The following is a 20,886-nucleotide window of genomic DNA, read 5'->3' on the forward strand; positions in this document are numbered from 1 at the left end:
GGCCGGACCGTCCGGGCGGCGGCGATGCTTGGCGGCTTGTGCGCCGCCCGGAGGCCGGTCAGTGAGAGGCGGGGCGGGGTCCGCGGCGGCCGGGATGCCCCTTGGCCGCGTACATGGCGGCATCAGCGACGGTGAAGGGCGTCCGGCAGCGCACGGTGGGGCAGGTCGGCCAGGTGGCAGATGCCGACCGACGCGGCCAGGGGGAGGGTCTGGCCGTGATGCGTGAACGGGCGGTTCAGGTCCCGGATCAGCTCACCGATGCCGGGCTCGCCGTGCCGGCGGGTGGCGACGGCGACGAACTCGTCTCCTCCGAGGCGGCCTGCGACACCGTGACGTCCGCACCAGTCGGTGAGGCGGGACGCTGCTACGGCGAGGGCGGCGTCACCGGCGGCGTGGCCGTGGGTGTCGTTGAGGGACTTGAAGTCGTCCAGGTCGATCAGGAGGACCAGGGCGTCGCGGTGCCGGCGGATGGTGCGCTGAGCACGGGCAGTCCATCCGGCGCGGGTGTGTAGGCCTGTCAGCGGGTCGCGACGGGCGGTGGCCAGGCGTTGGGTCAGCAGCCCGGAGTGGGCGGCCCAGCCGATCAGGGGCAGGGCTAAGGCGAGCGCGTGCGTGTCCACGGGGGATCTCCTTTGCTGCGGTTGGAGGTTGAGCGGGGCCGTCCGGTCAGCGGCGGTGCTTGGCGGCTTGTGCACTGCCGGAAAGCGTGTTTTCAGCGGCGTATCTGTGCGGTGCTGAGCGAGCGGATGACCAGGGCGCAGATGGCGACGGATGCGCCGGTGATGGCGACCGCGAGGAGCATCGAGACCAGGACTGCGCCGACGACCAGGACCACGGCGGTCCCGCTGCCGACGAGGGCGATGACGGCGCCGGGGGTGAGCTGCACGGCCGGCCGCGCCGGGACTGAAGCCGCAGAGACGGCCGGGGCGGGCGCGAAGCGCTGCGGACTCTGCGGGATGACTGCGGTCGGCTCGACGACCACGGGCGGGGTGATGTGGCCGGTGGGTTGGGGCATGGTCGGGACCTTGGGCCGGAACATGGTGGATCTCCTTTCGTGGGTGGTTACTTGACGGCGGTGTCGATGGCGGGGGCGAGCAGGCTGTCGGCGAGGAGGTAGCCGCCAAGGAGTAGGACGGCTACGAGCCACCAGGGCGGGCGGATGAGCTTGACGCCGAGCCAGCCGACGACGATCAAAGCGAGCCAGAGCGGGACCTGCACGGGGTGTCTCCTCAGCGGGCGGTGCAGCGGTGGGTGCGGGCGGCGAGCTGGGCGGCCGACTGGCTGGAGTAGTGGGCGGACCAGCCGCAGCGGTCGTTGGTGCACACGGCGGCGTGTTTGGTGTGGCCGTGGCGGTCGCGGTGGGTGCCGATCTGCACGGGGCCGATCCGCATCACGGAGTGGAAGTGGTCGCGGGCAGGCATGACGGGTTTTCCCTTCGGATCAGGTGAGTTGGGCGGCGATGGCGTCAGCGAGCTGGGGCGGGACGCCGAGGCGGGCGCGGAGGGTGTCGGTGTCGATCGGGGCGCCGGTGCGGGTGTGGTGGTCGGCGGCGAGCTTGCGGGCGTGGTCGACCAGGGCGGTCGGGACCGGCGGACTGGACGGCACCGCAGGCGGGGCCGCGGGGGCGAGGGCGGGGGTGTCCTCGGCAGCGGCGGCGATGGGAGCGGGCTCCGGCAGCGCTGCGGGGACGGGTTCCGGCGTGACCTCCGCCGTGGGGGCCGGGGCGTCAGGCGCCGGCCGAAGAGGCTCCGGGTCCTTGGAGCTGTGGGAGTGGGCGAGGAGCGTTCCGCCGAGGAAGGCGAGGGCGGGCCATCCGGCGATGCCGAAGCGCAGCCAGGCCGGTGGGTGGGCGAGGTCGAGGAATCCGGCGGTGGCGACGTTGGCGCCGAGCGAGGCGACCAGGGCGATGAGGAACCAGCACCAGGCCAGCCGGGACGGTCCGTCCGCGCGGAGCCGTCGCCATGCAGCGACGAGGAGCAGGTCCACGGAGATGGGGTAGGCCCAGCCCTTCCAGCCGGTCTGTCCGGCGGCGTCGGCGAGCTCGTGGAGGTGGGCGAAGGAGAGGGCTCCGGCGATGACGGCCTGGACGAGGACGGCGTCCACGCGGAACGCGGGGCGGGCCATCATGCGCCGCCGGGGTATTCGGGGCCGTTGGTGGGGTCGTAGCCAGGCGGGAACATGCCCGGCGGGGGCTCGGGCAGCGACGCGGCAAGCGATGGGCCGATGGTGTCGATGAACAGGTCGTCGGCGCCGGGCGTGTCCGCGTAGAGGGCAAGGGCGCCGAGCATCAGCACGGTGCGGTGGAAGTCCTCGATGTGCTCACACATGGGGGCGTTCCTTCCTTCCGGCATGGAGGGGGTAGGGACCTGGCGCGAGACGGTCGCGCCGACCAGGAGCGGGAGGGGTCAGACGGTCGCGGGAGCGGCCTTGGCCAGCGGCTCGGAGGCCGGGGCCGGGGTGCCGACGACGGGCCGGAAGGGCGCCAGCGCGGGCAGGTCCGGGGTGCGGCCAGCGTGCTTGTTGCAGAGGTTCACGGCCTGGCGCAGCGTGGTGTGAGGGGCGCGGATGCGGGCCCAGCCGCCGGAGGAGTCGCCGGTCACGGCGATGCCGGGAGTCTCGGTCGGGATCTGGATCGCGGCGAGGACGGCGTCCGGGGCGATGTCGCCGAAGGCCATGTTGGCGGAGGATTCGTCGTTGACGCGGTGGGCGGTGCGGCCGGTGAGCTGTGCCCGGAGCATCGTGATGCCCTTGCCGAGTTCGGACCCGAAGCGCTGCCCGCAGATCTCCAGATAGATCCCGGCAGCCCGCCCGAGCTGGGCGAGGCGGACCAGGGCGGTGATGATGCGGTCCCGGCGCTTCTCCTCGTCCTTCGTGGCGAAGAGAGCGAGTTCGGCGACCTCGTCGACCAGGACCACGATCGGCGTCGGGCGCAGGTGATCAGGCAGGTTCCAGATATCGGCGGCGATCTCAGCATCCGGCACGTTGACCGTGATCCGCTGCTCGGCCCGGATCACCTGGTAGACGTCCGCCATGTGGGAGACGAGGGCTTCGAGGAGGTCGAGGGCGGTGTCAGGGTTGTCGGCGAGCGCGGAGAACCGGCGGGCCAGTGGGAAGAGTTCGACGCCCTGCTTGCAGTCGATCCCGACCAGAGCAACATCCATCGGGGCGAGGCCGGCGACCAGGTTCCGCTGGTAGACGGACTTGCCCGACTCCGTGGCGCCGAGCGTGAGCCCGTGGGGGAGGGCCCGGTAGTCGCGGTAGTGCACCGCCCCGTCCTCGCGCAGCGCTACCGGAACCCGCATCGGAGCCAGATCGGTCTTCGCAGGCATGTGAACCCGCTTGAGGACGTCGTAGCCGGTCATCCGGACCTCGACCACGCCCGAGCGCAGTTCACGGGAGGTCACGCCGTACATGGCGAAGGAGTGTCGCAGCCGGTCCGTGGCGGCCGAGACGTCGAAGGCGTCCTGTCCGGGCCGGAGCTTGAGGCGCAGGACCAGGCCGGTGCGGGTGGGGCGAAGCCGCAGGATGCGCGGGGCGCGAGATTCAGGGACGGGCCGGTTGGCGAGGCGGGCGATGGCCAGGCGCCAACGGGAAGGCGGAACGGTGAGCCCGCAGGCGTCCATGACGGAGGTGTACTTGAACAGGACCCGGACCGTGGCGACGGCGGCACCGAAGGCCAGCCAGTACCAGGCGGGGCGCCGCCACCGCAGGATGACTGCGGCAGCGACGACCAGCACCAAGGCGACCGTTAACGCGGTCATGATCAGGCCGCCTTCGACGTCGAGCCAGCGCCAGCGAGCGAGGTGACGGCTACAGCACGGAAAGCGATCCCGTGGCGCTTCTGCCCGTTGAACTCGTTCTCCCACGCCGAGGCGACCAGGCCCGTCAGGGCGACCGGGGTGCCCATAGTCAGGTCCTCGGAGACGCCCGGCTGCGGAACGGTGAGCTTCAGGATCTCCACCTCGTCGGGCGTGGAGAACATGACCTCCACGGTCATCAGCGTGACGCCGTCCTTGTCGAGGGCGATCTCACCGGTCCGGCGGTCCTTGACCTTCGGCTGCGGAGCCTTGGCGACCATCACGGTCGCGTTCGTTGTGTCGACGGGAATCTGACGCATGATTGAACTCCCTTTCAGGGGCGGGAGCGGCGTACTTGCTTGGCGGTGGGTCGCCGCTCCTGTGCGTTGACGGGTGGCCTGCAGCAAAGCCGCGGGCGTTTGCGCTTCAATCTGGTGCGCACCAGAAGATTGCATCTGGTGCGCACCAGATGTCAAGCGTTGTCGTTGGTCCGGCTCTTCAACTCCGGTCCCTGTGACACTTCTAGGGAACCGGTTCTTCCAACGCCTCGGTAGCCAACAGGGGTTAACAGCCGACTCGTTAACCCCTGACGACCTGCGCAGATATGAGGCATGCTGCTGTTAGGGCTTGGCAACCACAGGCGGGGCGAGGCGACGTGACGAACGGACTCAAGGCGGCACGGAGTGCACGAGAGTGGTCGCAGGAGCGGTTAGTTCGAGAGATCGAACGCCATGCGCATCAGCACATGCTCACCGTCGCATCCACCGCCAGCCTGCGGGTCTACGTCTCGGAGTGGGAGAACGGCCGGCGCTCAATCTCAGCCCGCTACGCGAAGATCCTGCGCGCTCTCCTCGGTATCACGGACGACGAACTGCACGGCAGAACAGAGGCGTTGGCCGTACCCGCCGCAGCTGATGGGTACGACGAACTCATAAGCCGGATCGACGCAGCCCGCAGCGTCAGCCTCACCATGGTGACGACATTCATGGATCAGACCGAACTGTTCAGGACCATGGACCGACAGATGGGGGCCGCGAGCCTTGTCGACCCGATGACGGGGCACCTGGCGAAACTGGAAGACGCGCTCACCTTCGCCGTACTCCCCGAGACTCGGCGCCCGGTCGCCCTCGCGTTGGCAGGAGCTGCAACGCTGGCGGCATGGCAGGCGCTTGATGTGGGAGCGGTCGAACGAGCATGGCGGCACTACGAGTTGGGCAAGCGAGCCGCGCAGGAGGCCGACGAGCCGATGTATCTCGCGCATGCCACGGCCGAGCAGGCGTACGTGCTGTGTGATGCGGGCCGGGCCTCCGTCGCGGTGCAGCTGATACGAGACGCCCAACGCGTCGGCGGCAAGGCAATGTCGCCACGCCTCACAGCCTGGCTGTATGCGGCCGAAGCCGAGATCTGCGCCCGCGCGGGGATGCCGGACGACTGCCGGCGGGCACTGGAAAACGCGACGCGATGCCTGCCGCCGGGGGAGGAAGCCAGGGACGCGGACATGCTGAGCATCTTTCTGAACGAAGGACACCTCAACAGATGGCGCGGCAACGCACTCGCCCTGATAGGCGACGACGAAGCCGTGACAAGCCTGTACGGCGCACTCGACTCCGCAGACCCCACCTTCATACGAGCATCGGCGGGACTGCGCTGTGATCTCGCCCAGGCGCACATGGCGCGCGGCGAGTACGACCAGGCGCACGAGCACCTAAGGCAAGCCCGGCTGCTGGCGAGCCGTACCGGATCAGTGCGTCACCGGCGCCGAATCGAAGACCTCACGCAGCGCTTGTAGGCGCAGCTCCAGCGCCCCGTGAGGCGAGCACGTGCAGGAGGGCCACGAGCGTCCCCGAGCCCATGAGCTCACCGCGGGCCATCAGCCCGGGAATGTCCGCGAGAGGCACCCAGGCAACATGCCCCGCTTCCTCGAGGTCGGTCGGTTTTCCGACGAGCTTCGCCCCCTGGCCCACGTAGATCTCGTGCGGCGAGTCGACCATGCCAACCATGGGCTGATAGGTGACCACGTGTTCCAGGGCATCCGGCCGCCATCCAGTCTCTTCCTCGACTTCGCGGAGAGCGGCGTGTGCGGCGTCCTCTCCCTCGTCGACGATCCCGCCGGGCAGCTCCCAGCCGAACGAGTCGGGGACGAAGCGGTACCGCCAGAGCATCAACACCCGGTCCTGGTCGTCGAGGACGGCGGCGATGGCGACATGGTGCAGCCGTACGACGTGATGCTCGAAGCGTTCGACGCCGGGCGGCTCGACGTCCACCAGGCTGAGCTTCACCCAACGGTTGTCGTACACCGTGCGCTCACCGTGAATCTGCCACGGCTCCAGGTCTGTTGGCGTCTCAGTGCTCACGGACCGGTCCGGCACGCGGTACGAGCTACGGCCGTGCACCTCGATGGCGCCCTCGGCGATGAGCTTGGCGAGGACCTGGCGAAGTGCCGTACGGCCGATGCTCAGCTCTTCCGAGAGAGTCCGCTCGGAGGGGAGCTTGGAGCCAGGCTGGTACTTGCCCGTCGAGATCCACTCGCGAATCGTGAGGTAGACCCGCTCCGACTTCGGTCCCATCCGGTGAGCACACTCCCTGCGTCCTGTGATCCTGGTCCGCTCCAGCGTAGCGACCACCTACGAGAATCCGTAGTGGTTGGCCGAGCGGCTGATCGCCGAGGGCGCGGTAGAACTTTCTCTACTTCATCAAGGCCCGCGCACGGCGCGGGCGCGCGCCGCCTCTGCGGCGCGGCCTGCCTCCTGTCTGCGCCCCGGCTGGCCGCGCCCGGCGGCGCGCTGCGTGCATGCGGGCAAGGGCGGGACGCCATCCGCGGGCACAAGATGATGCCTCCGGCGGGGGATCGGCCGGCACCGGGGTGGAGGGGGCGCCGCTCCCGGCCGCGGGCACATCGTGGCGAGCGTGGTGGGCTCCCATCCCGTCCGCCATCGACCCAGGCAGAGCCGAGCAGACGCGGCCCATGGCGTCCAGGTCGTTCGTACAGTGGCGCGCTCCACCTGGACGCCATGAACCACGCCCGCTCCACAGACGTGTGGGTCGACGGCGGACGGGATGGGAGCTGGGGAGAGTGGTGGGTGAGGCCGGAGATGGCGGCTGCCTGTGTCAGGCGCTAGACCTGGTCTGATCTTCGCCCCTAAGCCATCCTTCGATGTCGCTCCGCCTCCAGTACAGGCGATACAGCAACCGGTGAGGCGATGGGAACGGTCGCTTCTTTGGCCCGCTACGTGCCAACCAACCAGTGATGGTCTTCGGGTTCACCCGCACAAGTGCTGCGGCGCCAGCGGTGTCCACCCAAACATCGTTGCTGGGCAACTCTGGCAACCCAAGAAGGCGTCCAGCCGGAACCTCCTGGGCTTCGACCAAAGCCTCAAGGAGCACCTGATGCTGAGCAGCCAACGTCACGGCGCTCGTTCACACGACTCTCCCCACGGCTGCAGTTTTAAGACTGCAACACAAGCTACACCACTCCGACCCAGGTGATCTTTGGTTTCAAATAGCCGTTCTAGTTATTCCTGAACTTCGCCCGGTTCGGCGACAGGCTCTCGGAAAACTGAGGCCACCTGGTCTTCGGGGATCCGCTGAAGCAGTTGCTGCTTCAGCTCACGGTCTGCCCGCTTATTCCTGTAGTCAAGGATGTCGCGAACTACACACCGCAGCACCCATGCCACTCCGGGAAGAGATCCCAACGAAGCCAGTTCACCAAGGATTTGCACCTAGGTCTCCTGGGTTGAGTAGCGGCTCCGCCGGCCATCAACGGCCGAGCCGCGCAAACGTCACCAGTTTCCGCGTGGAAAAAATGGCAACAAAAAAGCCCGAACTCTGCGTTCGGGCAACAAAAAAGCGGAGACTCGCGTCTCCGCTATGCAGTTCCGGGCACGCCGGACTTGCGGAACACTATGTGACACCAGCCCGCGCAAGTCAAGAGCAGGACAGGAACAACAGGTCAGAGCGTTCGCGCGTGCACTCCAGACCACTCCCAACCGCCAGCGGCGACAAGTACGCTTGTCATCGTGACGCTGCCGCCGGACGACCCCATCACCCTCTACCTGTATGGGCTCGCGTGGGAGAAGGCCATGGAACGACTCCCTGAGCCGCCGCACAGCACTTCAGGACCAGTGACCAAGGAAGAGCACTTGGCGTTAATTTCAACATTGGCCGACTTTTCTTCGGGCCTCGAAACGAACACTCTGACTGCCACTTACTACGCATGCCGGTTCAACGTGTCACAGGCAGAGATTGGGCGCGCCTGCGGTATCTCCCGACAGGCTGTCCGCCAACGACTCGCCAAGGCAACAGAAGCACATGATCGTCAATACCCTTACCGGGATGACGGTTTCGAAGACTATTCCGACTACGAGTAAATTGGAGCCCAGACCGCGCGTGCCGCACCGACATGGCGCAGTCGATCCACAACAGGCACGCGACCCCCGCCTGTCAGTGGGACACGATATGACTCCCCCATGCAGATTCTTGGCGTCCTGACGAACGTTGCGATCATTGGCGCTTGCCTCTCGGTCGTCTCAGCCCTCGCGGTGGCAGTCATCACAACGCGAGCCAACCGCAAGCTAGAGGAGCGCAAGCGCATCGCGCAGTTGGCCACAGACGCGTTCCTGGATGGATGGAAGGCCATCGTCGAAGTCGGGACTTGCGAAAACCTCATATCGGAACTTCCCGCCAACGCGCCGGCTGGGCGTCGGGAGGAGCTGACGACGCGGCTGAGCACGGCCAAGTCTCTGTGGACATCCGCCAAGGTACGTCTGTCTCTGTACGGGGGTAGCAACGTGAGCCGTCTCGTAGCCAAGATCGAGGTAGCAGGCGGTTTCAACGCAGGCGACCCGGACAAGGTCTATGACCTGGCTTGCATCTTCCTGCAGGTCCGTAAGGATCTAGGCCTCAATGAGGAGATCGAACCGGTACACATCTTCCAGGCGCTGGTTGGTGACCGTGTGAATCTACCCGCTCATGTTCACACGCCTAGGGCTATACCTGGGTCGACTGAATGAGATCCGCGGCAGCAGCTGGCAGGTAGCTCTAGATCAGGGCGTCCCGTGCCACTCTCGTGTCAGAACCAAGGGGGACTCACGGTGACTCAGCGGCAACAACGGAGCACGCGCAGGGACTTCGCCCAAGACAGATCTCCGCAGCTCACGCCACCAACCGCCCAACCTCGCTCCTAAAGCGGGGGTCGCAGGTTCGAATCCTGCCGGGGGCACCAGCCAAACGGCGCGTGCGGGCTTCAGGCACGTGCGTACCAAGGCGCCGGCGTACAGGCGCTGGGGGGGGGGAACCGCGGACGCCTCAACGACGACGCCGCCCTCGTCGCCCTGCATCGCCACCCGGACAACCATGGACACCGCCGTCATGGAGCCATCATCCACTCAGGCGGGTTCACACACACACTGACAGGTGCTGGGCACGCTGTACGTCGACGCTGGGCGACGCTCCCGGCTTCGGTGAGGGCATGGAGGCGGCGGCGAATGACGCGGGTTCCGTGCACGGCGACCGCTCGGGTGAGAACAGCTCTTGCGCTCCCGTGAGGTCGAGCAACCTGTCGACCGCTGGGCTGACGGCCTGGATCGTGACGGCCTTGCCTTGACTCAGGGCCCGGTGCCGGAGGTCCAGAAGCACGTTGAGGCCGGCGCAGTCACAGAAGCTGAGCCTACTCAAGTCCAACTCGAGACCGCTGGACGAATCGGTCAGGGCTTCGAGCAGGTGGGCTCGGATCTGGTTGCCCGAGACGAGGTCGAGTTCACCTTGCATTGTCACCCGGTTCCGGTTGCCGCTCGGTGCGTACAACGCTGTGATCTGACCAGTCAGAAGCGATCCCGCAGCAGCGTCTCCATCAGAGCAGGGGAGGTTCGGCGTCAGGGGGGACTGGGCCCGGTGCGGGGGTTGCTGCATGGCTTGCCTCCAATGCGCTGGTGTAGACCGCCCCAAGGTTCCCCCAGGGAAGCGACATGCGTCAAGCTATGCACGAAAGCTAGTGCGCGTATTCGGAAGCGTGCATGCCTGCTCGGTACACTCAGGCCATGGATGGGGTACCTGAGTCACACAGCGGATGGACGTTCCTGACGAACCACGCTCGCGTCCTTGCGGCCATCGCGGACAACCAGAGCGCACGGGTTCGCGACATCGCCGTCCGTTGCCGTCTCACTGAGCGTGCCGTGCAAAAGATCATCGCGGACCTGGAGCAGGCCGGCTACCTCTCACACACCCGCCAGGGGCGGGGCAACATTTATGAGATCGACCCCACCAAGGTCCTGCGCCATCCGACCGAAGCCGGTCAGGGCCTGACGGTGGCCTCACTCCTCTCACTGCTCAATCTCCAGGACGAAACCCATCGCCAAGCACTGCCAGCGAGCCCGCACAACGACAACTAACGCAAGCCGCGGCGGACTATCAACGTGAGCCGACCCGACGAGGAGGGCGTGCGATCGGCCGGCGAGGTGGTCCGGCGTTCGGAGAACTGCACCATCCGCCTCATCGTGTTCCGTGACGGCGGCTCGGGAGCCGCTCGGCAGAGCGTGATCAACACGTTCAAAGAACTCGGCGTCGACGGCGAAGGCATAGAGGGGGACGAGCTGTTGGGGATTTGCCCTGTGCCGGAGCTGTTCCGCTGACATCCAACGCTGACATCAACGACCACGTACGGCCGCAGCCTTGGGCGCATGCAGATGGCTCCCGGAAGCACGGTTGGGCGGCGGTCCCGCTGAGGCTGACCAGGCCCGCCCTGCGGCCTTGGGTGATCGCGCGGGAGGCGAGGTGGATCATGTTCGGTCCCGGAGTCAGGGCCATGCCCAGTTCGACCAGGGCCACTCCTCCGGCTGCGGTCAGAGTGATCACCGGTCAACCTCCTGGTCGTTCGTCGGGTACCCGGTACGGATCAGGGTCACCCGGCTGCAGCGGACGGCACCAACGCATCAGCGGCGCCTGCCTCGCCTGCTGCAGAATACGGCCCTGCCGCTCGGCATCTTCATGCAGCCCTGACCCCGTTCCTAGTTCGCCGACGACAGCCGACAGCCCCGTCTCTGTTCCCCCTACGTGGTTCGCTGGAACTGGCCGATCAGCGGGAGCGTGTGCCACAGACGTGCCACATCGTGCGGTCAACCACGGTCAATAACGGCTCGGCGCAGTCGAGATGCGCCGTTCACCTGGCGTGCCGCTACAACAACCGGAGTGAACCCGGGCGCTTCCGCTTCGGATCATGGCCGCCCTTACAAGGCAGATGCCGGCGGTTCGAAACCGTCCGCACCCACCGGGACTGAGTTCCAAGTCGGTTGACAGGACAGGCACTTGGTGGGGTCGTCGACGGCCTTGAACTGCACGGTGGCTGGATTGTCCATGGTGACGATCCAGCGCGATGCGCCGCTGCTTCCGTCGCAGGGCCTGAACTGGGCGCGGTGGCCTGCGCTGATGGGTCGTAGGTAATGCAGTTGTCCGTGCCGGTGCCGCGGAGCAGGTGTCCCGTCCGGCCGGGAACGGTTACGACGTCCCACAACAACGGTGAAGGCGGGCACGGAGCGAGGACGCATGTCGGGTTCTCCCGGCTCGGGCGTCGGAAAGCCGCACCTCACCACTTCTACCGGATCATGATCGGTGTTGCCCGGCCATGTTCGCCCGAACGCATTGAGCGTCGGGGGGATGGTGATTCTTGAAATCGACCATGTTCGCTCGTCGCCGCACTCGGTCCGGTTTCAAGGGAGTGGTGAGTTTCAGTGAGCGTTGCGGGGTAAGTCGGCGGCCGCCCGCTGCATTGCTAGTTGGTCAGGTTCGTTGTTCTCGCTAACGTAAGTCCGTGATTCATACGAGATTCACTGAAATGTTCGGTATCACTTACCCGGTGATGGCGGCTCCCATGAGCTTGCACAGCGGCGGGACGCTCACCGCCGCGGTTTCCGCCGCCGGCGGGGTCGGCTCCTTCGGGGGTACGCATCCCTGGAAGGGGCCTGACTGGATCCGCGAGCAGATCGCGACCGTTCGCGCCACGACGGACCGACCGTTCGGGGTCGGCTTCATCACGCCGTTCCTCCCCTTCAGCGAGCCGCATTTCGACGCCGCACTGGAGGAGCGACCAGAGATCATCGCGCTGTCGTTCGCCAATCCGCAGCCCTGGCTTGCTCGCGCGAAGGACGCGGGAGCCCGGGTGATGTGCCAAGTGCAGACCTACGACGACGCGGAGGCAGCCGTCGCCGCGGGCACCGATGTCCTCGTGGCGCAGGGCAACGAGGCCGGTGGCCACACCGGGGCGATGGGCCTGCTGCCGTTCCTGGCCGGGATCGTAAGGCGTTATCCCGATGTGCCGGTACTGGCCGCAGGGGGCATTGCCGACGGCCGGACACTCGCGGCGGTCCTCACCGCCGGTGCGGACGGCGCTTGGCTGGGCACGGCCTTTCTCGCCACGCCCGAGGCGGTCGAGGTGCACGACGTCCACAAGCGCCTGATCGTCGAGAGCGATGGCGGCGACACCGTATGGACACGGGCCTACGACATCGCGTCGGGGCTGCCCTGGCCGGCGACCATCGGCGCACGCGTCCGGCGCAATCGGTTCACCGATGAGTGGTCAGGACGTGAGGCGACGCTGCAGGACCGCAAAGAGGAGTTCGCGCCCGAGGCAGACGTCGACCCCTTCGAGGGCCCACCCGACCCCGACACGAGCGAGATCCTCTACGGTCAGTCGGCGACCTTCGTCGACGCCGTCCGCCCTGCTGCGGACGTGGTCCGGACGATCAGTGACGAGGCCGAGGCGATCCTGGCCTCGCGGCCTCGATCGCTGCTTTCGTCGGCGGATGCAGATGCGTAGGCTGCGGGACTCAGTGCCAGCGAGTGTCGAACTACGTGTCAACGCCGACGAGAAAAGGCCCCCGGCCGCTCTCGGCCGGGGGGTCTTCGACGTGCTGGGCTGACGTCAGCGGGGTCTCGATCACGTCGGGGGCATCGCACCGGCGGACCGCCCCCGAGTGGTCCGGGCCGGTGTCAGCACGGCTCGTTGAACTTCACTGCGTCGAACTTCACCGGCCGGCCGTCGAGTTTGGTGCCTGGGGCCGGGGTCTGGGTGCAGATCTGCCAGTTGGATTCCATGAAGATGATGCGGTCCTGGCCGGATCCGTCGTTCACCGTGATGCTGTAGCCGCTGTCCAGGGCCTCGCGTGCGGCCTTCACGGACTTGCCCCTGAAGTTGGGCATCGTCGATCCGGCCGCCTGTGGCTGGCCCGCGTCCTTCGACGGGCACTCCTCCTCCAGCTTGACCGTGGCGAAGTCGATCTTCGTGTCCGTGGCGTGTTCGCCGGCCGCCGGGGTCTGCGAGCACACCTTCCAGTTGCGGTCGAACGCCTGCATGCGGCCCCGGCCGAGCGCGTCGTGGGAGGTGAGCCCGTAGAAGCCGGCTGCCTGCGCCTGGTCCTGGGCGTACTGGAGGCCCTTGCCGGTCATGTTCGGCAGGCTGGCTGTGTTGGGGGCGGTGTCCTTGCTCGGGGTGGCGGCCGCGGTGGTGGCGGTCGGGGTGGGGGTTCCGGGTGTGGTGCGAGGTGCTGCTGGTTTGTTGCTGGCCGTTTCGGCTCCGCAGCCTGTGAGCGTGAGAAGTGCGGTGCCCGCGAGTGCGGCGACGGTCGTGCGCGTGCGCATGTTGTGGTCCCCCCTGGGGTGGTGCGTGTACAGAAAGGGCATTATGCGCCATGTGAAGGAAACGTGAAGGTCGCTTCCGTCATGTGGGTGCGGGGGAGGGCGGAATGTCCGTGTGGGGCGGGCGTGTTGGCGTGGTGGGGCGTGCGTGCCGCCGTAACTTCCGTCACTCCAAGGGGGTTTCACGCGACCTTCACGCACATGGACGTAGGCTTCACGCTATGGCCACGACTTCCGAATCCGCGACCGTGCGGCCTGCCGCCGATGTGAACGAGCAGATACGTGCCCTTTGGCTGCGCGCCGGGGGGCGACTGAGCGCCGAGGAGCGGGTGGAGTACGAGGCGCTCGTGGTCGAGTGGGCCGCCGCGATGCGCGAGGCTGCTTGAGAGCCGCTGGGGGTGATCCGCTGGGGTTCGGTCACTCCGGGGAGTCGGCCTCGTGGGTCCGCTTGAGGAGCATCCGGGCGTCCACCTTGTCCGGGGCCGATACGTCCTTCCAGTAGCGGTGGCACGTCACGAAGACCGCCAGCTCGCGCTCCCGCCGGCGGAGCTTTTCGACCTCGGCCTGTTCGTCCGGGGTCCAGCCAGGGGATGCGGGGCGCTCGCGCTTGCGCCAGCCGTGGTCGTCGTTGAACCCGTCGAGAGGGCCCACCGACCAGGGAAGCCGCTTCAGGAGGGTCAGGAGCTCCGCCCTGACCTGGTGCAGCTCCTCCTGGCCCGCCAGGAGGTCACTCGGGAAGTCATAGGTCGCTGCCACGCGGCAATGCTACGCCTGTTCGATTTACTGAGGCGAGCCATGGCGGGCGTGTTCATTCGTACGTGTGTTTCGAACGTACGTTCTTTGTGAAGGCGTGCGTGAGGGTGGGGGAGCGCGCGAGACTGGAGGCATGTGCCGCAGCATCAAGACCCTTCGCCCGCCCGTGCTCCCCGAAGAGGCCACCGAGGAGGAGATCCGGGCCGCAGCCCTGCAGTACGTGCGCAAAGTGTCCGGCTTCAGGGCGCCCGCCGCGCACAACAAGGAGGTGTTCGACCGGGCTGTCGACGTCGTCGCCCAGGCGACCGCCGAGCTGCTCGACGGGCTCGAAATCCGTGGCCAGGGACGCCGGTCGGCCGAGGAGCCGGAGCCGGAGCCGGCAGCCTAGGGACTGTCCGGGTGGGTGCCGCGGGGGTGTGGGGGCGGCTCGCCTGTTCCTGGTGCCGGGTGCTGCGTCAGGAACGTGCCGGGTGCCGGGTCGGGATGCCGACTCCGTCTTCGCTGCGGGAGCGTGGGGGCTGCCCGGGCAGGTGTCGCCGGACGCGTGGGATCAGCTCGCCGGCTTGGCCGGCGGTCGCCGCATCAGGTACGCCGCCCCGACGCGGCAGCCTGGGGATTGTCCGGACAGGCGTTGCGGGGGCGTGGGGTCAAGGGTCAGCTCGTCCGTTCCGGTGTCGGGCGTCGCATCAGGAACGCCGCACCCGCCCCCGCCCCGAACAGCGCGAGCAGTGACACCCCCGTGGCCAGCCAGCTCGCGCCGAGCCACTGGCCGCCGAAGTAGCCGAGGGCCACGCTGTAGCCCGCCCAGGCCACGCCCGCGAGCGCGGACCACGGCAGGAATTCACGGACCCGGCGATGAGCCGTGCCCGCCGCGAACGAGACGATCGAGCGGCCCGCCGGGGCGAAGCGGGCGATGACCACGAGGATGCCGCCGCTGGAGCGCGCCAGCGCCCCGCCGAGGCGTTCCTGCGCGCTGGTCAGGCGGCGGGAGCGGGCGATCGCGCGGTCGAGGCGTTCGCCGCCGCGCCACGCGATGCGGTACGCGACCAGGTCGCCCAGTACCGACGCCGTGGCCGCCGAGAGCATCAGCGCCAGGATGGACGGCACCTCCGGCGACACCTGTCCGGCCGTCGCCCCCGTGCCGGCCGTGGCGGCGGTTGCCGCGGTGATGATCAGGACGCCGCTCGGCAGGACGGGCAGGAACACGTCGAGCAGTACCGAGAGGGCCACCACCGCGTAGACCCACGGACCGCCGGTCAGCGACCCCACACTCTCCAGCACCGCGACTCCCCGTGATCCCTATGCGTGAATTCCCCGGTCAGCGACTGATGCCGCGGTGTCCCGGGGAGCGGCAGGGGCGGCTGATGACAGCTGTACAGCGTACGCCTCGGTTGTTGCTGGAGGGTCACCAGGGGCTCAGGTGTTCTCCAGGTCACGTTCACCCAGGTGCCGCGTCGCGCGTGCTGTACGCCCCGGTAACCCCGTACGAACGACGGAGCGGCAGAGCCCGGAAGCGGGTGAGCGGGCCTGGAGGAGCAGGTGAAGGAGCAAGTGCATGAGCAGGTGCATGAAGTAAGTGGAGGTGCCAATGGTGGCAAGAATCGTGGCGGGGGCTGTGACGGCGGCGGCCGTACTCGCCTCGGGCGGCGGGACAGCGGGTGGCGGGACCGCTGGCAGCGAGACCGCGGGCAGCCGGGTGGCGGATCCCGGTGGATATCCCGGTGGCTACGGGGTGCGGGTGGCGGCGCGGTTCTCGCCCCCGAGCGCCTTCGTGGCGTCGCCCGCGCTGACGTACGACATGAAGCTCGTGCCCGCCGGGGCGCGGATCGAGGTCGTCCAGCGCGGCGGGCACGGTCGCGTGAGCGTGAGCGTGCGGGTCGAGGGGCTGGTCGCGGGGCGCGCGTACGGTGCGCAAGTGCACCAGGGGGAGTGCGGCGGGGATCCGGCCGCGGCGGGCGGGCACTACCAGCACCGTGAGGATCCGGTGCGGCCGTCGAGGGATCCGGCCTATGCGAACCCCGAGAACGAGGTCTGGCTCGGTTTCACCACCGACGCGCAGGGTGCGGGGGCGGCGACCGCGCGGCAGGGCTGGGAGTTCAGGCCTGGCGAGGCGCGGTCCGTGGTGCTGCACGGGATGCCGGGCGGAGCGGGCGCCCGGATCGCGTGCTTCACGGTGCCGTTCGAGCCGGTGCCGTCTGAGTCGATGCCGTCCGGGCCGGTGTCGGCCGTCTGAGTCCGTGTCGCCCGAGCCAGTGCCGTACGAGCCGCCGGCTCACCGGGGAAGGTGAGCGGCAGGGAGGGGAGCCGGCACGCGCCGGCGCCCCTCCCCGACAAGCCGTCAGGCCATCAAGCGGTCAGGCAGTGAGCCCATCAAGCAGTCAGCCCGTCAAGCGATCGAGCGATCGAGCGATCAAGCCCTCACGCCATCAAGCCGCCGCAGGCTCCCCCTCGGGAGTCGGCGCCGAGGCGGCCGGGGATTCCGCCTTGTCCTTGCCGCGTGCGGTGAAGAGCCGGTCGAGGCCGAGCGCTCCGGAGCCGGTGAAGACCAGGAGCAGCATGGCCCAGCAGAACATCGCGGACGGTTCGCCGCCGTTCTGGAGCGGCCACAGGGCCTCCGGCTGGTGGACCTTGAAGTACGCGTAGGCCATCGAGCCGGAGGCTATGAACGCAGCGGTGCGGGTGCCGAGGCCGAGGGTGACGAGGGCGCCGCCGACGAACTGGATGACGGCCGCGTACCAGCCGGGCCAGGTGCCGGTGGGGACGGTGCCGCCGCCCATCGCTCCGCCGAGGACGCCGAAGAGCGAGGCGGCGCCGTGGCAGGCGAAGAGCAGGCCCACGATGATGCGGAAGAGGCCGAGGGCGTAGGGCTGGGCGTTGTTGAGACGTCCAGTCATGGGGGGACTCCTTGTGTCGGTTGGGGACGAACCGATGGAGGCCACAGGTTAGGGGACCCTAATCAACGCTTGCAAGTTCAACATCTGGCCGTGAACGGCGCTCCGTGCCGGGTTCCGGGCGGTCCTGCGCGGCGGTCCTCAGGGCTGCTCGGGCCACCGCGTCCGCGTCCGACAGAGTCACCGAGTCCACACCCGGGCGGGCTCCCGCCGCGGTCACCCAGTGCACCCCCTCCGTGGGTACACCGACCGCGAACCGCCGTGCGTGCGGCCTGCCTTGACGGTCGATCAGACGGTACGGGCGCGGTGTCACGTCCACCCCGCCCGTCACGTAACCGTCGAGGGTGTGCGGCCGGACGTGGCCGGTCTTCAGGAGCCCGGCGAGCAGTTGGTCACCGGTGCGCGCCACGTCCGTCTCCGGCAGCCGCGCCTCGACGAGTGTGGTGGCTCTCACGGATGAACCGGGCACATCGGGCGAGTGCGCGACGAACGCGCCGTCCTCGGTCCGCACGTCGAGGCGCGGTCCGACCACCGTCAGGACGCCGGCCTCGACGAGCGCGGTCATCTCCTCGATGCGCCGCCTGGGCGGCCCGATCGACAGGAAGGCGTTGAGGGGGGTGTACCAGCGGTCGAGGTGGTCGCGGCGCGAGCCGCCGCCGATCCCGCCGTGGTCGACGGCCTGGCGCAGTTCGTTGCGCAGGTCGCGCAGCACGTCCAGGGCCGCCTTCAGAGGGCCGTCCACGTTGCCGAGCGCGGCGTGCGCCGCGTCCTCGCGCAGATGGGCCAGGAGCCAGGTCCGCCACTCCTCGGGCGAGCCGAAGGAGAGCCCGGCGTGCGGCCGGGAGATACGGTCCCAGGACCAGCGGACACTCTCCGGAATTCCGAACTCGTGCAGGACGTCGGCCTCTTCGGAGCTCTGGTGCGGCGCGGCGAGGAAGCCTTCGCGGAAACCGGCGTCCCCCGCACCCGCGCGGCGCAGCAGCGTCTCGTAGTAGACGGTCTCCACCTCCTTCGCGACGAGAGGCCAGATCTCGCCGAGGAAGTCCGGCGCGTCCCCCGAGTCCGCGCGCTCGCGGAAGCGGGCGATGGTCTCGGGGGTGAGGACGGCCGGTTCGTGACGCCCGTACGGGCCCTTGGCGTTGTCGCCACGCGCCTGGTACGGGATGCCGCGGCGCGACCCGGCGTACAGGCGCGGCTCGCGGCCCGAGGGTTTGTACCTCAACTCCCCTGCGGACGTGTGGCGGTAGCGTCCGCCGCGGCCTTCGGTGAGCAGCGCCATGTGGTCGAAGAAGTTGAGGCCCAGGCCCCGCAGCAGGACCGTTTCACCCGGGGCGACGGCGGAGAGGTCCAGGTCGGCCGGGTTGGCCGGCGGGACGTGGCGCAGGCCGTGCCGGCGCGCGTACTCGGTCAGGCGCGTCTCGGCGGGGCTCGCGCCCGCGGGCAGATGGCCCTGGGCGAGGACGACGACGGAGAGGCCGGTCAGCTCCCGCCCGTCGTCGAGTACGAGGGTCTGGCGGCCGTCGTCCGCGTCGTCGAGGCGCACGGCTCGCGCCCGGTGCACCTCGACGCGTACGGCGTCGGGGGCGCAGCCCACGGTTTCGCTGAACACCCACTCCAGATAACGGCCGTAGAGCGCGCGGGACGGGTAGTCGTCGGGGCCGAGGGGGAGGCCCTGGCGCTGGGTCCACTCGTGCAGGCTCGGCCCGCGGCGTATCGGGCCCGAGCAGTCCACGCTGTCGTCGGTGAACAGCGTGACCTGTGAGGCGACGGTGTTCATCAGGAGTTCGGGTGCCTGCGAGGTCCGCCAGACGCTGCCGGCTCCCGGCGGCGCCGGATCGACGACGTGGACGGTGAGGCGGGCGCCGGGCGGGAGGAGCTCACCGGCGGAGGCGCAGAGTCGTTCGAGGACGCTGGTACCGCGCGGGCCCGCCCCGACTATCGCTGCGGCCGGCGCCGAGCACACTGCGGACAAAGAGGGACTCCAGGGGCATGTGGGGCTGCTGGCAGCGGAACGTCCGCTCATCATGCCGGGTCGCCCTGTCAAGGGAAGAGCGGAGTCCGGGTATGCGCCGTATCTTCACCCGGCGGACCCGTGGGCGACAGGCCTGGTCACACACGGTCATTCACAACATTCACTCAGTACGGTCATTCACTCAGCACCGTATTCGCGGCGTCCCGCAGCCTGGCTTTCCCGCCCGGCACCGCCTGCGCCTGCTGGAGCCGCAGGCGCGCCGCGCGCCCGCGCAGCGTCAGCGTCATCAGCTGGTTGCCGAACCAGGGCCCGCCCGTCTTCCGCCAGGACACCGCGGGAGCGGCGAGGCGGCCGTGCCGGGCGAAGCGCCGTCCGAGAGCGCGGCCGAAGCGGCTCCAGCCGAAGCGGAACCCGATCTTTATCGAGCCGGGGATGGAGTTGTGCACCGGCGAGCAGGTCAGCTGGAGGACGCGGGCGGCCGGAGCCGGCGCGTGGGCGGGCCAGGCGGGTTCGGCGACGTACGCGTGATGGACGTCGCCGGAGAGTACGCACACCGTCGCCGGCGCGCCCTCGCCGCCGCCCGCCTCGGCGATCAGTGCCGTCAGCGCGTCGAACGACGCGGGGAACGCGGCCCAGTGCTCCAAGTCGGCCCGCCTGCGCAGCTTTTCGCCGAACCGGGCCCACCGCGCACCGCGCTCACCCCGGCACAGTGCGGCGTTCCACCCCTCGGCGTCGTGCACGAGATGCGGCAGCAGCCAGGGGAGTGACGTCCCGATGAGGAGATGGTCGTACGCGCCGGGGGACTCCAGTGCCTGCTCCCGCAGCCATGCCGCCTCCGACGGGTCGAGCATCGACCGGTCCGCCTCGGCCAGGACGCGGGCGGCCCGCGTGTCGACCATCAGGAGGCGTACGCGGCCGAAGTCGCGCCGGTAGCTCCAGCGGACGGACACCGCGTCGGCGTCGGCGCGGGCGGCGAACTCCCTGAGCGCGTCCGTCCCGTCGGGGTCCGCACACACCGCCGCGTACACGGGGTCGGCGGCCAGTGCGGCGGGCGCCAGGTTGCCCAGGTGCTGATGGACCCAGTACGACATGAGGCCGCTGAGGATGCGCTCGTTCCACCAGGCGGTGGCCCGTATCTCCGCGAGCCAGGAGGCGCTGGTGTTCCAGTCGTCTATGACGTCGTGGTCGTCGAAGATCATGCAGGAGGGGACGGTGGACAGCAGCCAGCGCACATCGGGGTCGAGCCAGGACTCGTAGTAGAGCCGGGTGTACTCCTCGTAGTCCGCGACCTGGTTGCCCGGGGCGTCGCGCAGGTCGCGGCGGGCGGCGAGATAGCGGCGGGTCGCCGGTGAGGTCTCGTCCGCGTAGACCTGGTCGCCCAGCAGGAGCAGGACGTCCGGGCGCTCGGCGTCGGGCGCGGCGGCGAGTTCGATGGCCAGCGTGTCCAGGGCGTCCGGGCCGACGGGGTCGTGGTCGTCGGCGGGCGGCGCGGCCCAGCGGCACGAGCCGAACGCGATACGGACGGGGCGGGCCACGTCGTCGTAGGCGGGCGTGCGGATCGTGCTCGGCGGGAAGGGCGAGTCGGTGAGTGGCCAGACCTGGACCCCGTCGAGCAGTACCTCGTAGGCCGTCGCGCTGCCCGGCGTGAGGCCGGTCACCGGGATCAGCGCGTAGTGGTGGCCGCAGATCTGGAACGTGCGGGCACGGCCCGACGAGCCGTCCGCGCAGCGCACTTCGGCGGTGCACGGACGGCTCGCCTCGACCCAGACGGTCGCCGACGACTCGTCCACGTATCTCAGCAGCGGTCCAAGTCGCAGCCGTGCCACGTGATCAGCCTCCTCAGTCGCCC

General features: G+C 68.9%; 25 protein-coding genes. 9 read left to right on the forward strand and 16 right to left on the reverse strand.

Annotation, left to right across the window (positions count from 1 at the left end):
- Nucleotides 1-122: 122 nt before the first annotated feature.
- From ACIPWY_RS07735 to ACIPWY_RS07770, 8 genes are all read right to left on the reverse strand, one after another.
- Nucleotides 123-620 carry a GGDEF domain-containing protein gene (locus tag ACIPWY_RS07735; RefSeq protein ID WP_401532463.1) on the reverse strand — a complete coding sequence of 166 codons (498 nt, stop codon included), beginning with the start codon at nt 618-620 and terminating at the stop codon, nt 123-125.
- Nucleotides 621-712: 92 nt separating this feature from the next.
- Complete coding sequence (locus tag ACIPWY_RS07740) at nt 713-1,039, reverse strand: SpdD-like protein (RefSeq protein WP_393697993.1); 327 nt, start codon at nt 1,037-1,039, stop codon at nt 713-715.
- A 23-nt stretch (nt 1,040-1,062) separates the two neighbouring features.
- Nucleotides 1,063-1,218 (reverse strand): DUF4175 domain-containing protein, encoded by a 156-nt coding sequence (locus ACIPWY_RS07745; RefSeq protein WP_168528174.1) that lies wholly within the window; start codon nt 1,216-1,218, stop codon nt 1,063-1,065.
- Between the two features lie 11 nt (nt 1,219-1,229).
- Nucleotides 1,230-1,421, reverse strand: coding sequence for a mobile element transfer protein (locus tag ACIPWY_RS07750; RefSeq protein ID WP_351986435.1), 192 nt, complete (start codon nt 1,419-1,421; stop codon nt 1,230-1,232).
- A 19-nt stretch (nt 1,422-1,440) separates the two neighbouring features.
- The gene (locus tag ACIPWY_RS07755) at nt 1,441-2,124 is read right to left on the reverse strand and encodes a DUF2637 domain-containing protein (protein ID WP_393698957.1); all 684 of its coding nucleotides are present in this window, start codon (nt 2,122-2,124) and stop codon (nt 1,441-1,443) included.
- Complete coding sequence (locus ACIPWY_RS07760; protein ID WP_266669258.1) at nt 2,124-2,327, reverse strand: hypothetical protein; 204 nt, start codon at nt 2,325-2,327, stop codon at nt 2,124-2,126. The genes ACIPWY_RS07755 and ACIPWY_RS07760 overlap by 1 nt, the downstream gene beginning before the upstream one ends.
- A gap of 78 nt (nt 2,328-2,405) precedes the next feature.
- Nucleotides 2,406-3,761 (reverse strand): FtsK/SpoIIIE domain-containing protein, encoded by a 1,356-nt coding sequence (locus ACIPWY_RS07765; protein ID WP_393697997.1) that lies wholly within the window; start codon nt 3,759-3,761, stop codon nt 2,406-2,408.
- Nucleotides 3,762-3,763: 2 nt separating this feature from the next.
- Nucleotides 3,764-4,117: a hypothetical protein gene (locus ACIPWY_RS07770; protein ID WP_393697999.1), complete on the reverse strand. Its 354-nt coding sequence runs from the start codon at nt 4,115-4,117 to the stop codon at nt 3,764-3,766.
- Nucleotides 4,118-4,542: 425 nt separating this feature from the next.
- Between ACIPWY_RS07770 and ACIPWY_RS07775 the strand changes: the two genes are divergently transcribed.
- The gene (locus tag ACIPWY_RS07775; RefSeq protein ID WP_393698959.1) at nt 4,543-5,586 is read left to right on the forward strand and encodes an XRE family transcriptional regulator; all 1,044 of its coding nucleotides are present in this window, start codon (nt 4,543-4,545) and stop codon (nt 5,584-5,586) included.
- Here ACIPWY_RS07775 and ACIPWY_RS07780 read toward each other — a convergent pair.
- A complete protein-coding gene (locus tag ACIPWY_RS07780) occupies nt 5,570-6,364 on the reverse strand; it encodes an NUDIX domain-containing protein (RefSeq protein ID WP_393698001.1) in 795 nt (264 codons plus the stop codon). The two genes, ACIPWY_RS07775 and ACIPWY_RS07780, sit on opposite strands and share 17 nt — an antisense overlap.
- 1,449 nt (nt 6,365-7,813) lie before the next feature.
- Here ACIPWY_RS07780 and ACIPWY_RS07785 point away from each other — a divergent pair.
- Together ACIPWY_RS07785 and ACIPWY_RS07790 are read left to right on the forward strand one after the other, a co-directional pair.
- Complete coding sequence (locus tag ACIPWY_RS07785; RefSeq protein ID WP_393698003.1) at nt 7,814-8,164, forward strand: hypothetical protein; 351 nt, start codon at nt 7,814-7,816, stop codon at nt 8,162-8,164.
- 99 nt (nt 8,165-8,263) lie between these two features.
- A complete protein-coding gene (locus tag ACIPWY_RS07790; protein ID WP_393698005.1) occupies nt 8,264-8,806 on the forward strand; it encodes a hypothetical protein in 543 nt (180 codons plus the stop codon).
- A 385-nt stretch (nt 8,807-9,191) separates the two neighbouring features.
- Here the strand turns inward: ACIPWY_RS07790 and ACIPWY_RS07795 are convergent, their stop codons facing one another.
- On the reverse strand, nt 9,192-9,704 hold the full coding sequence (locus ACIPWY_RS07795; protein ID WP_362899537.1) for an STAS domain-containing protein: 513 nt from the start codon (nt 9,702-9,704) through the stop codon (nt 9,192-9,194).
- 128 nt (nt 9,705-9,832) lie between these two features.
- On the opposite strand from ACIPWY_RS07795, the gene ACIPWY_RS07800 reads away from it, so the two are divergent.
- The 3 genes from ACIPWY_RS07800 (at nt 9,833) to ACIPWY_RS07810 (ending at nt 12,603) form a co-directional block, all read left to right on the forward strand.
- The gene (locus ACIPWY_RS07800; protein ID WP_362899539.1) at nt 9,833-10,183 is read left to right on the forward strand and encodes a helix-turn-helix domain-containing protein; all 351 of its coding nucleotides are present in this window, start codon (nt 9,833-9,835) and stop codon (nt 10,181-10,183) included.
- 24 nt (nt 10,184-10,207) lie between these two features.
- Nucleotides 10,208-10,423 carry a hypothetical protein gene (locus ACIPWY_RS07805; RefSeq protein WP_351986570.1) on the forward strand — a complete coding sequence of 72 codons (216 nt, stop codon included), beginning with the start codon at nt 10,208-10,210 and terminating at the stop codon, nt 10,421-10,423.
- A gap of 1,175 nt (nt 10,424-11,598) precedes the next feature.
- Nucleotides 11,599-12,603, forward strand: coding sequence for an NAD(P)H-dependent flavin oxidoreductase (locus tag ACIPWY_RS07810; protein ID WP_393698008.1), 1,005 nt, complete (start codon nt 11,599-11,601; stop codon nt 12,601-12,603).
- Nucleotides 12,604-12,776: 173 nt separating this feature from the next.
- On the opposite strand, the gene ACIPWY_RS07815 is transcribed toward ACIPWY_RS07810, so the two are convergent.
- Complete coding sequence (locus tag ACIPWY_RS07815; RefSeq protein WP_393698010.1) at nt 12,777-13,424, reverse strand: PASTA domain-containing protein; 648 nt, start codon at nt 13,422-13,424, stop codon at nt 12,777-12,779.
- Between the two features lie 218 nt (nt 13,425-13,642).
- Here ACIPWY_RS07815 and ACIPWY_RS07820 point away from each other — a divergent pair, with 218 nt between their 5' ends.
- On the forward strand, nt 13,643-13,807 hold the full coding sequence (locus tag ACIPWY_RS07820; protein WP_362899548.1) for a hypothetical protein: 165 nt from the start codon (nt 13,643-13,645) through the stop codon (nt 13,805-13,807).
- A gap of 31 nt (nt 13,808-13,838) precedes the next feature.
- Here the strand turns inward: ACIPWY_RS07820 and ACIPWY_RS07825 are convergent, their stop codons facing one another.
- Complete coding sequence (locus ACIPWY_RS07825; RefSeq protein ID WP_362899550.1) at nt 13,839-14,177, reverse strand: hypothetical protein; 339 nt, start codon at nt 14,175-14,177, stop codon at nt 13,839-13,841.
- A 130-nt stretch (nt 14,178-14,307) separates the two neighbouring features.
- On the opposite strand from ACIPWY_RS07825, the gene ACIPWY_RS07830 reads away from it, so the two are divergent.
- Entirely contained in the window at nt 14,308-14,562 is a 255-nt protein-coding gene (locus tag ACIPWY_RS07830) for a DUF2277 domain-containing protein (protein WP_362899552.1), read from the forward strand.
- A gap of 266 nt (nt 14,563-14,828) precedes the next feature.
- On the opposite strand, the gene ACIPWY_RS07835 is transcribed toward ACIPWY_RS07830, so the two are convergent.
- A complete protein-coding gene (locus ACIPWY_RS07835; RefSeq protein ID WP_401532464.1) occupies nt 14,829-15,455 on the reverse strand; it encodes a DedA family protein in 627 nt (208 codons plus the stop codon).
- A gap of 307 nt (nt 15,456-15,762) precedes the next feature.
- Here ACIPWY_RS07835 and ACIPWY_RS07840 point away from each other — a divergent pair, with 307 nt between their 5' ends.
- Nucleotides 15,763-16,407: a superoxide dismutase family protein gene (locus tag ACIPWY_RS07840; protein ID WP_401532465.1), complete on the forward strand. Its 645-nt coding sequence runs from the start codon at nt 15,763-15,765 to the stop codon at nt 16,405-16,407.
- A 193-nt stretch (nt 16,408-16,600) separates the two neighbouring features.
- Here ACIPWY_RS07840 and ACIPWY_RS07845 read toward each other — a convergent pair whose 3' ends face one another.
- The 3 genes from ACIPWY_RS07845 to ACIPWY_RS07855 form a co-directional block, all read right to left on the reverse strand.
- Nucleotides 16,601-17,068, reverse strand: coding sequence for a DoxX family protein (locus ACIPWY_RS07845; protein WP_362899558.1), 468 nt, complete (start codon nt 17,066-17,068; stop codon nt 16,601-16,603).
- 58 nt (nt 17,069-17,126) lie between these two features.
- Entirely contained in the window at nt 17,127-19,088 is a 1,962-nt protein-coding gene (locus tag ACIPWY_RS07850; RefSeq protein WP_401532656.1) for an FAD/NAD(P)-binding protein, read from the reverse strand.
- A 122-nt stretch (nt 19,089-19,210) separates the two neighbouring features.
- Entirely contained in the window at nt 19,211-20,863 is a 1,653-nt protein-coding gene (locus tag ACIPWY_RS07855) for an alkaline phosphatase D family protein (RefSeq protein WP_401532466.1), read from the reverse strand.
- Nucleotides 20,864-20,886: the final 23 nt, after the last annotated feature.

The sequence above is a fragment of the Streptomyces sp. NPDC090032 genome, assembly GCF_044748025.1.
GTDB lineage: Bacteria > Actinomycetota > Actinomycetes > Streptomycetales > Streptomycetaceae > Streptomyces.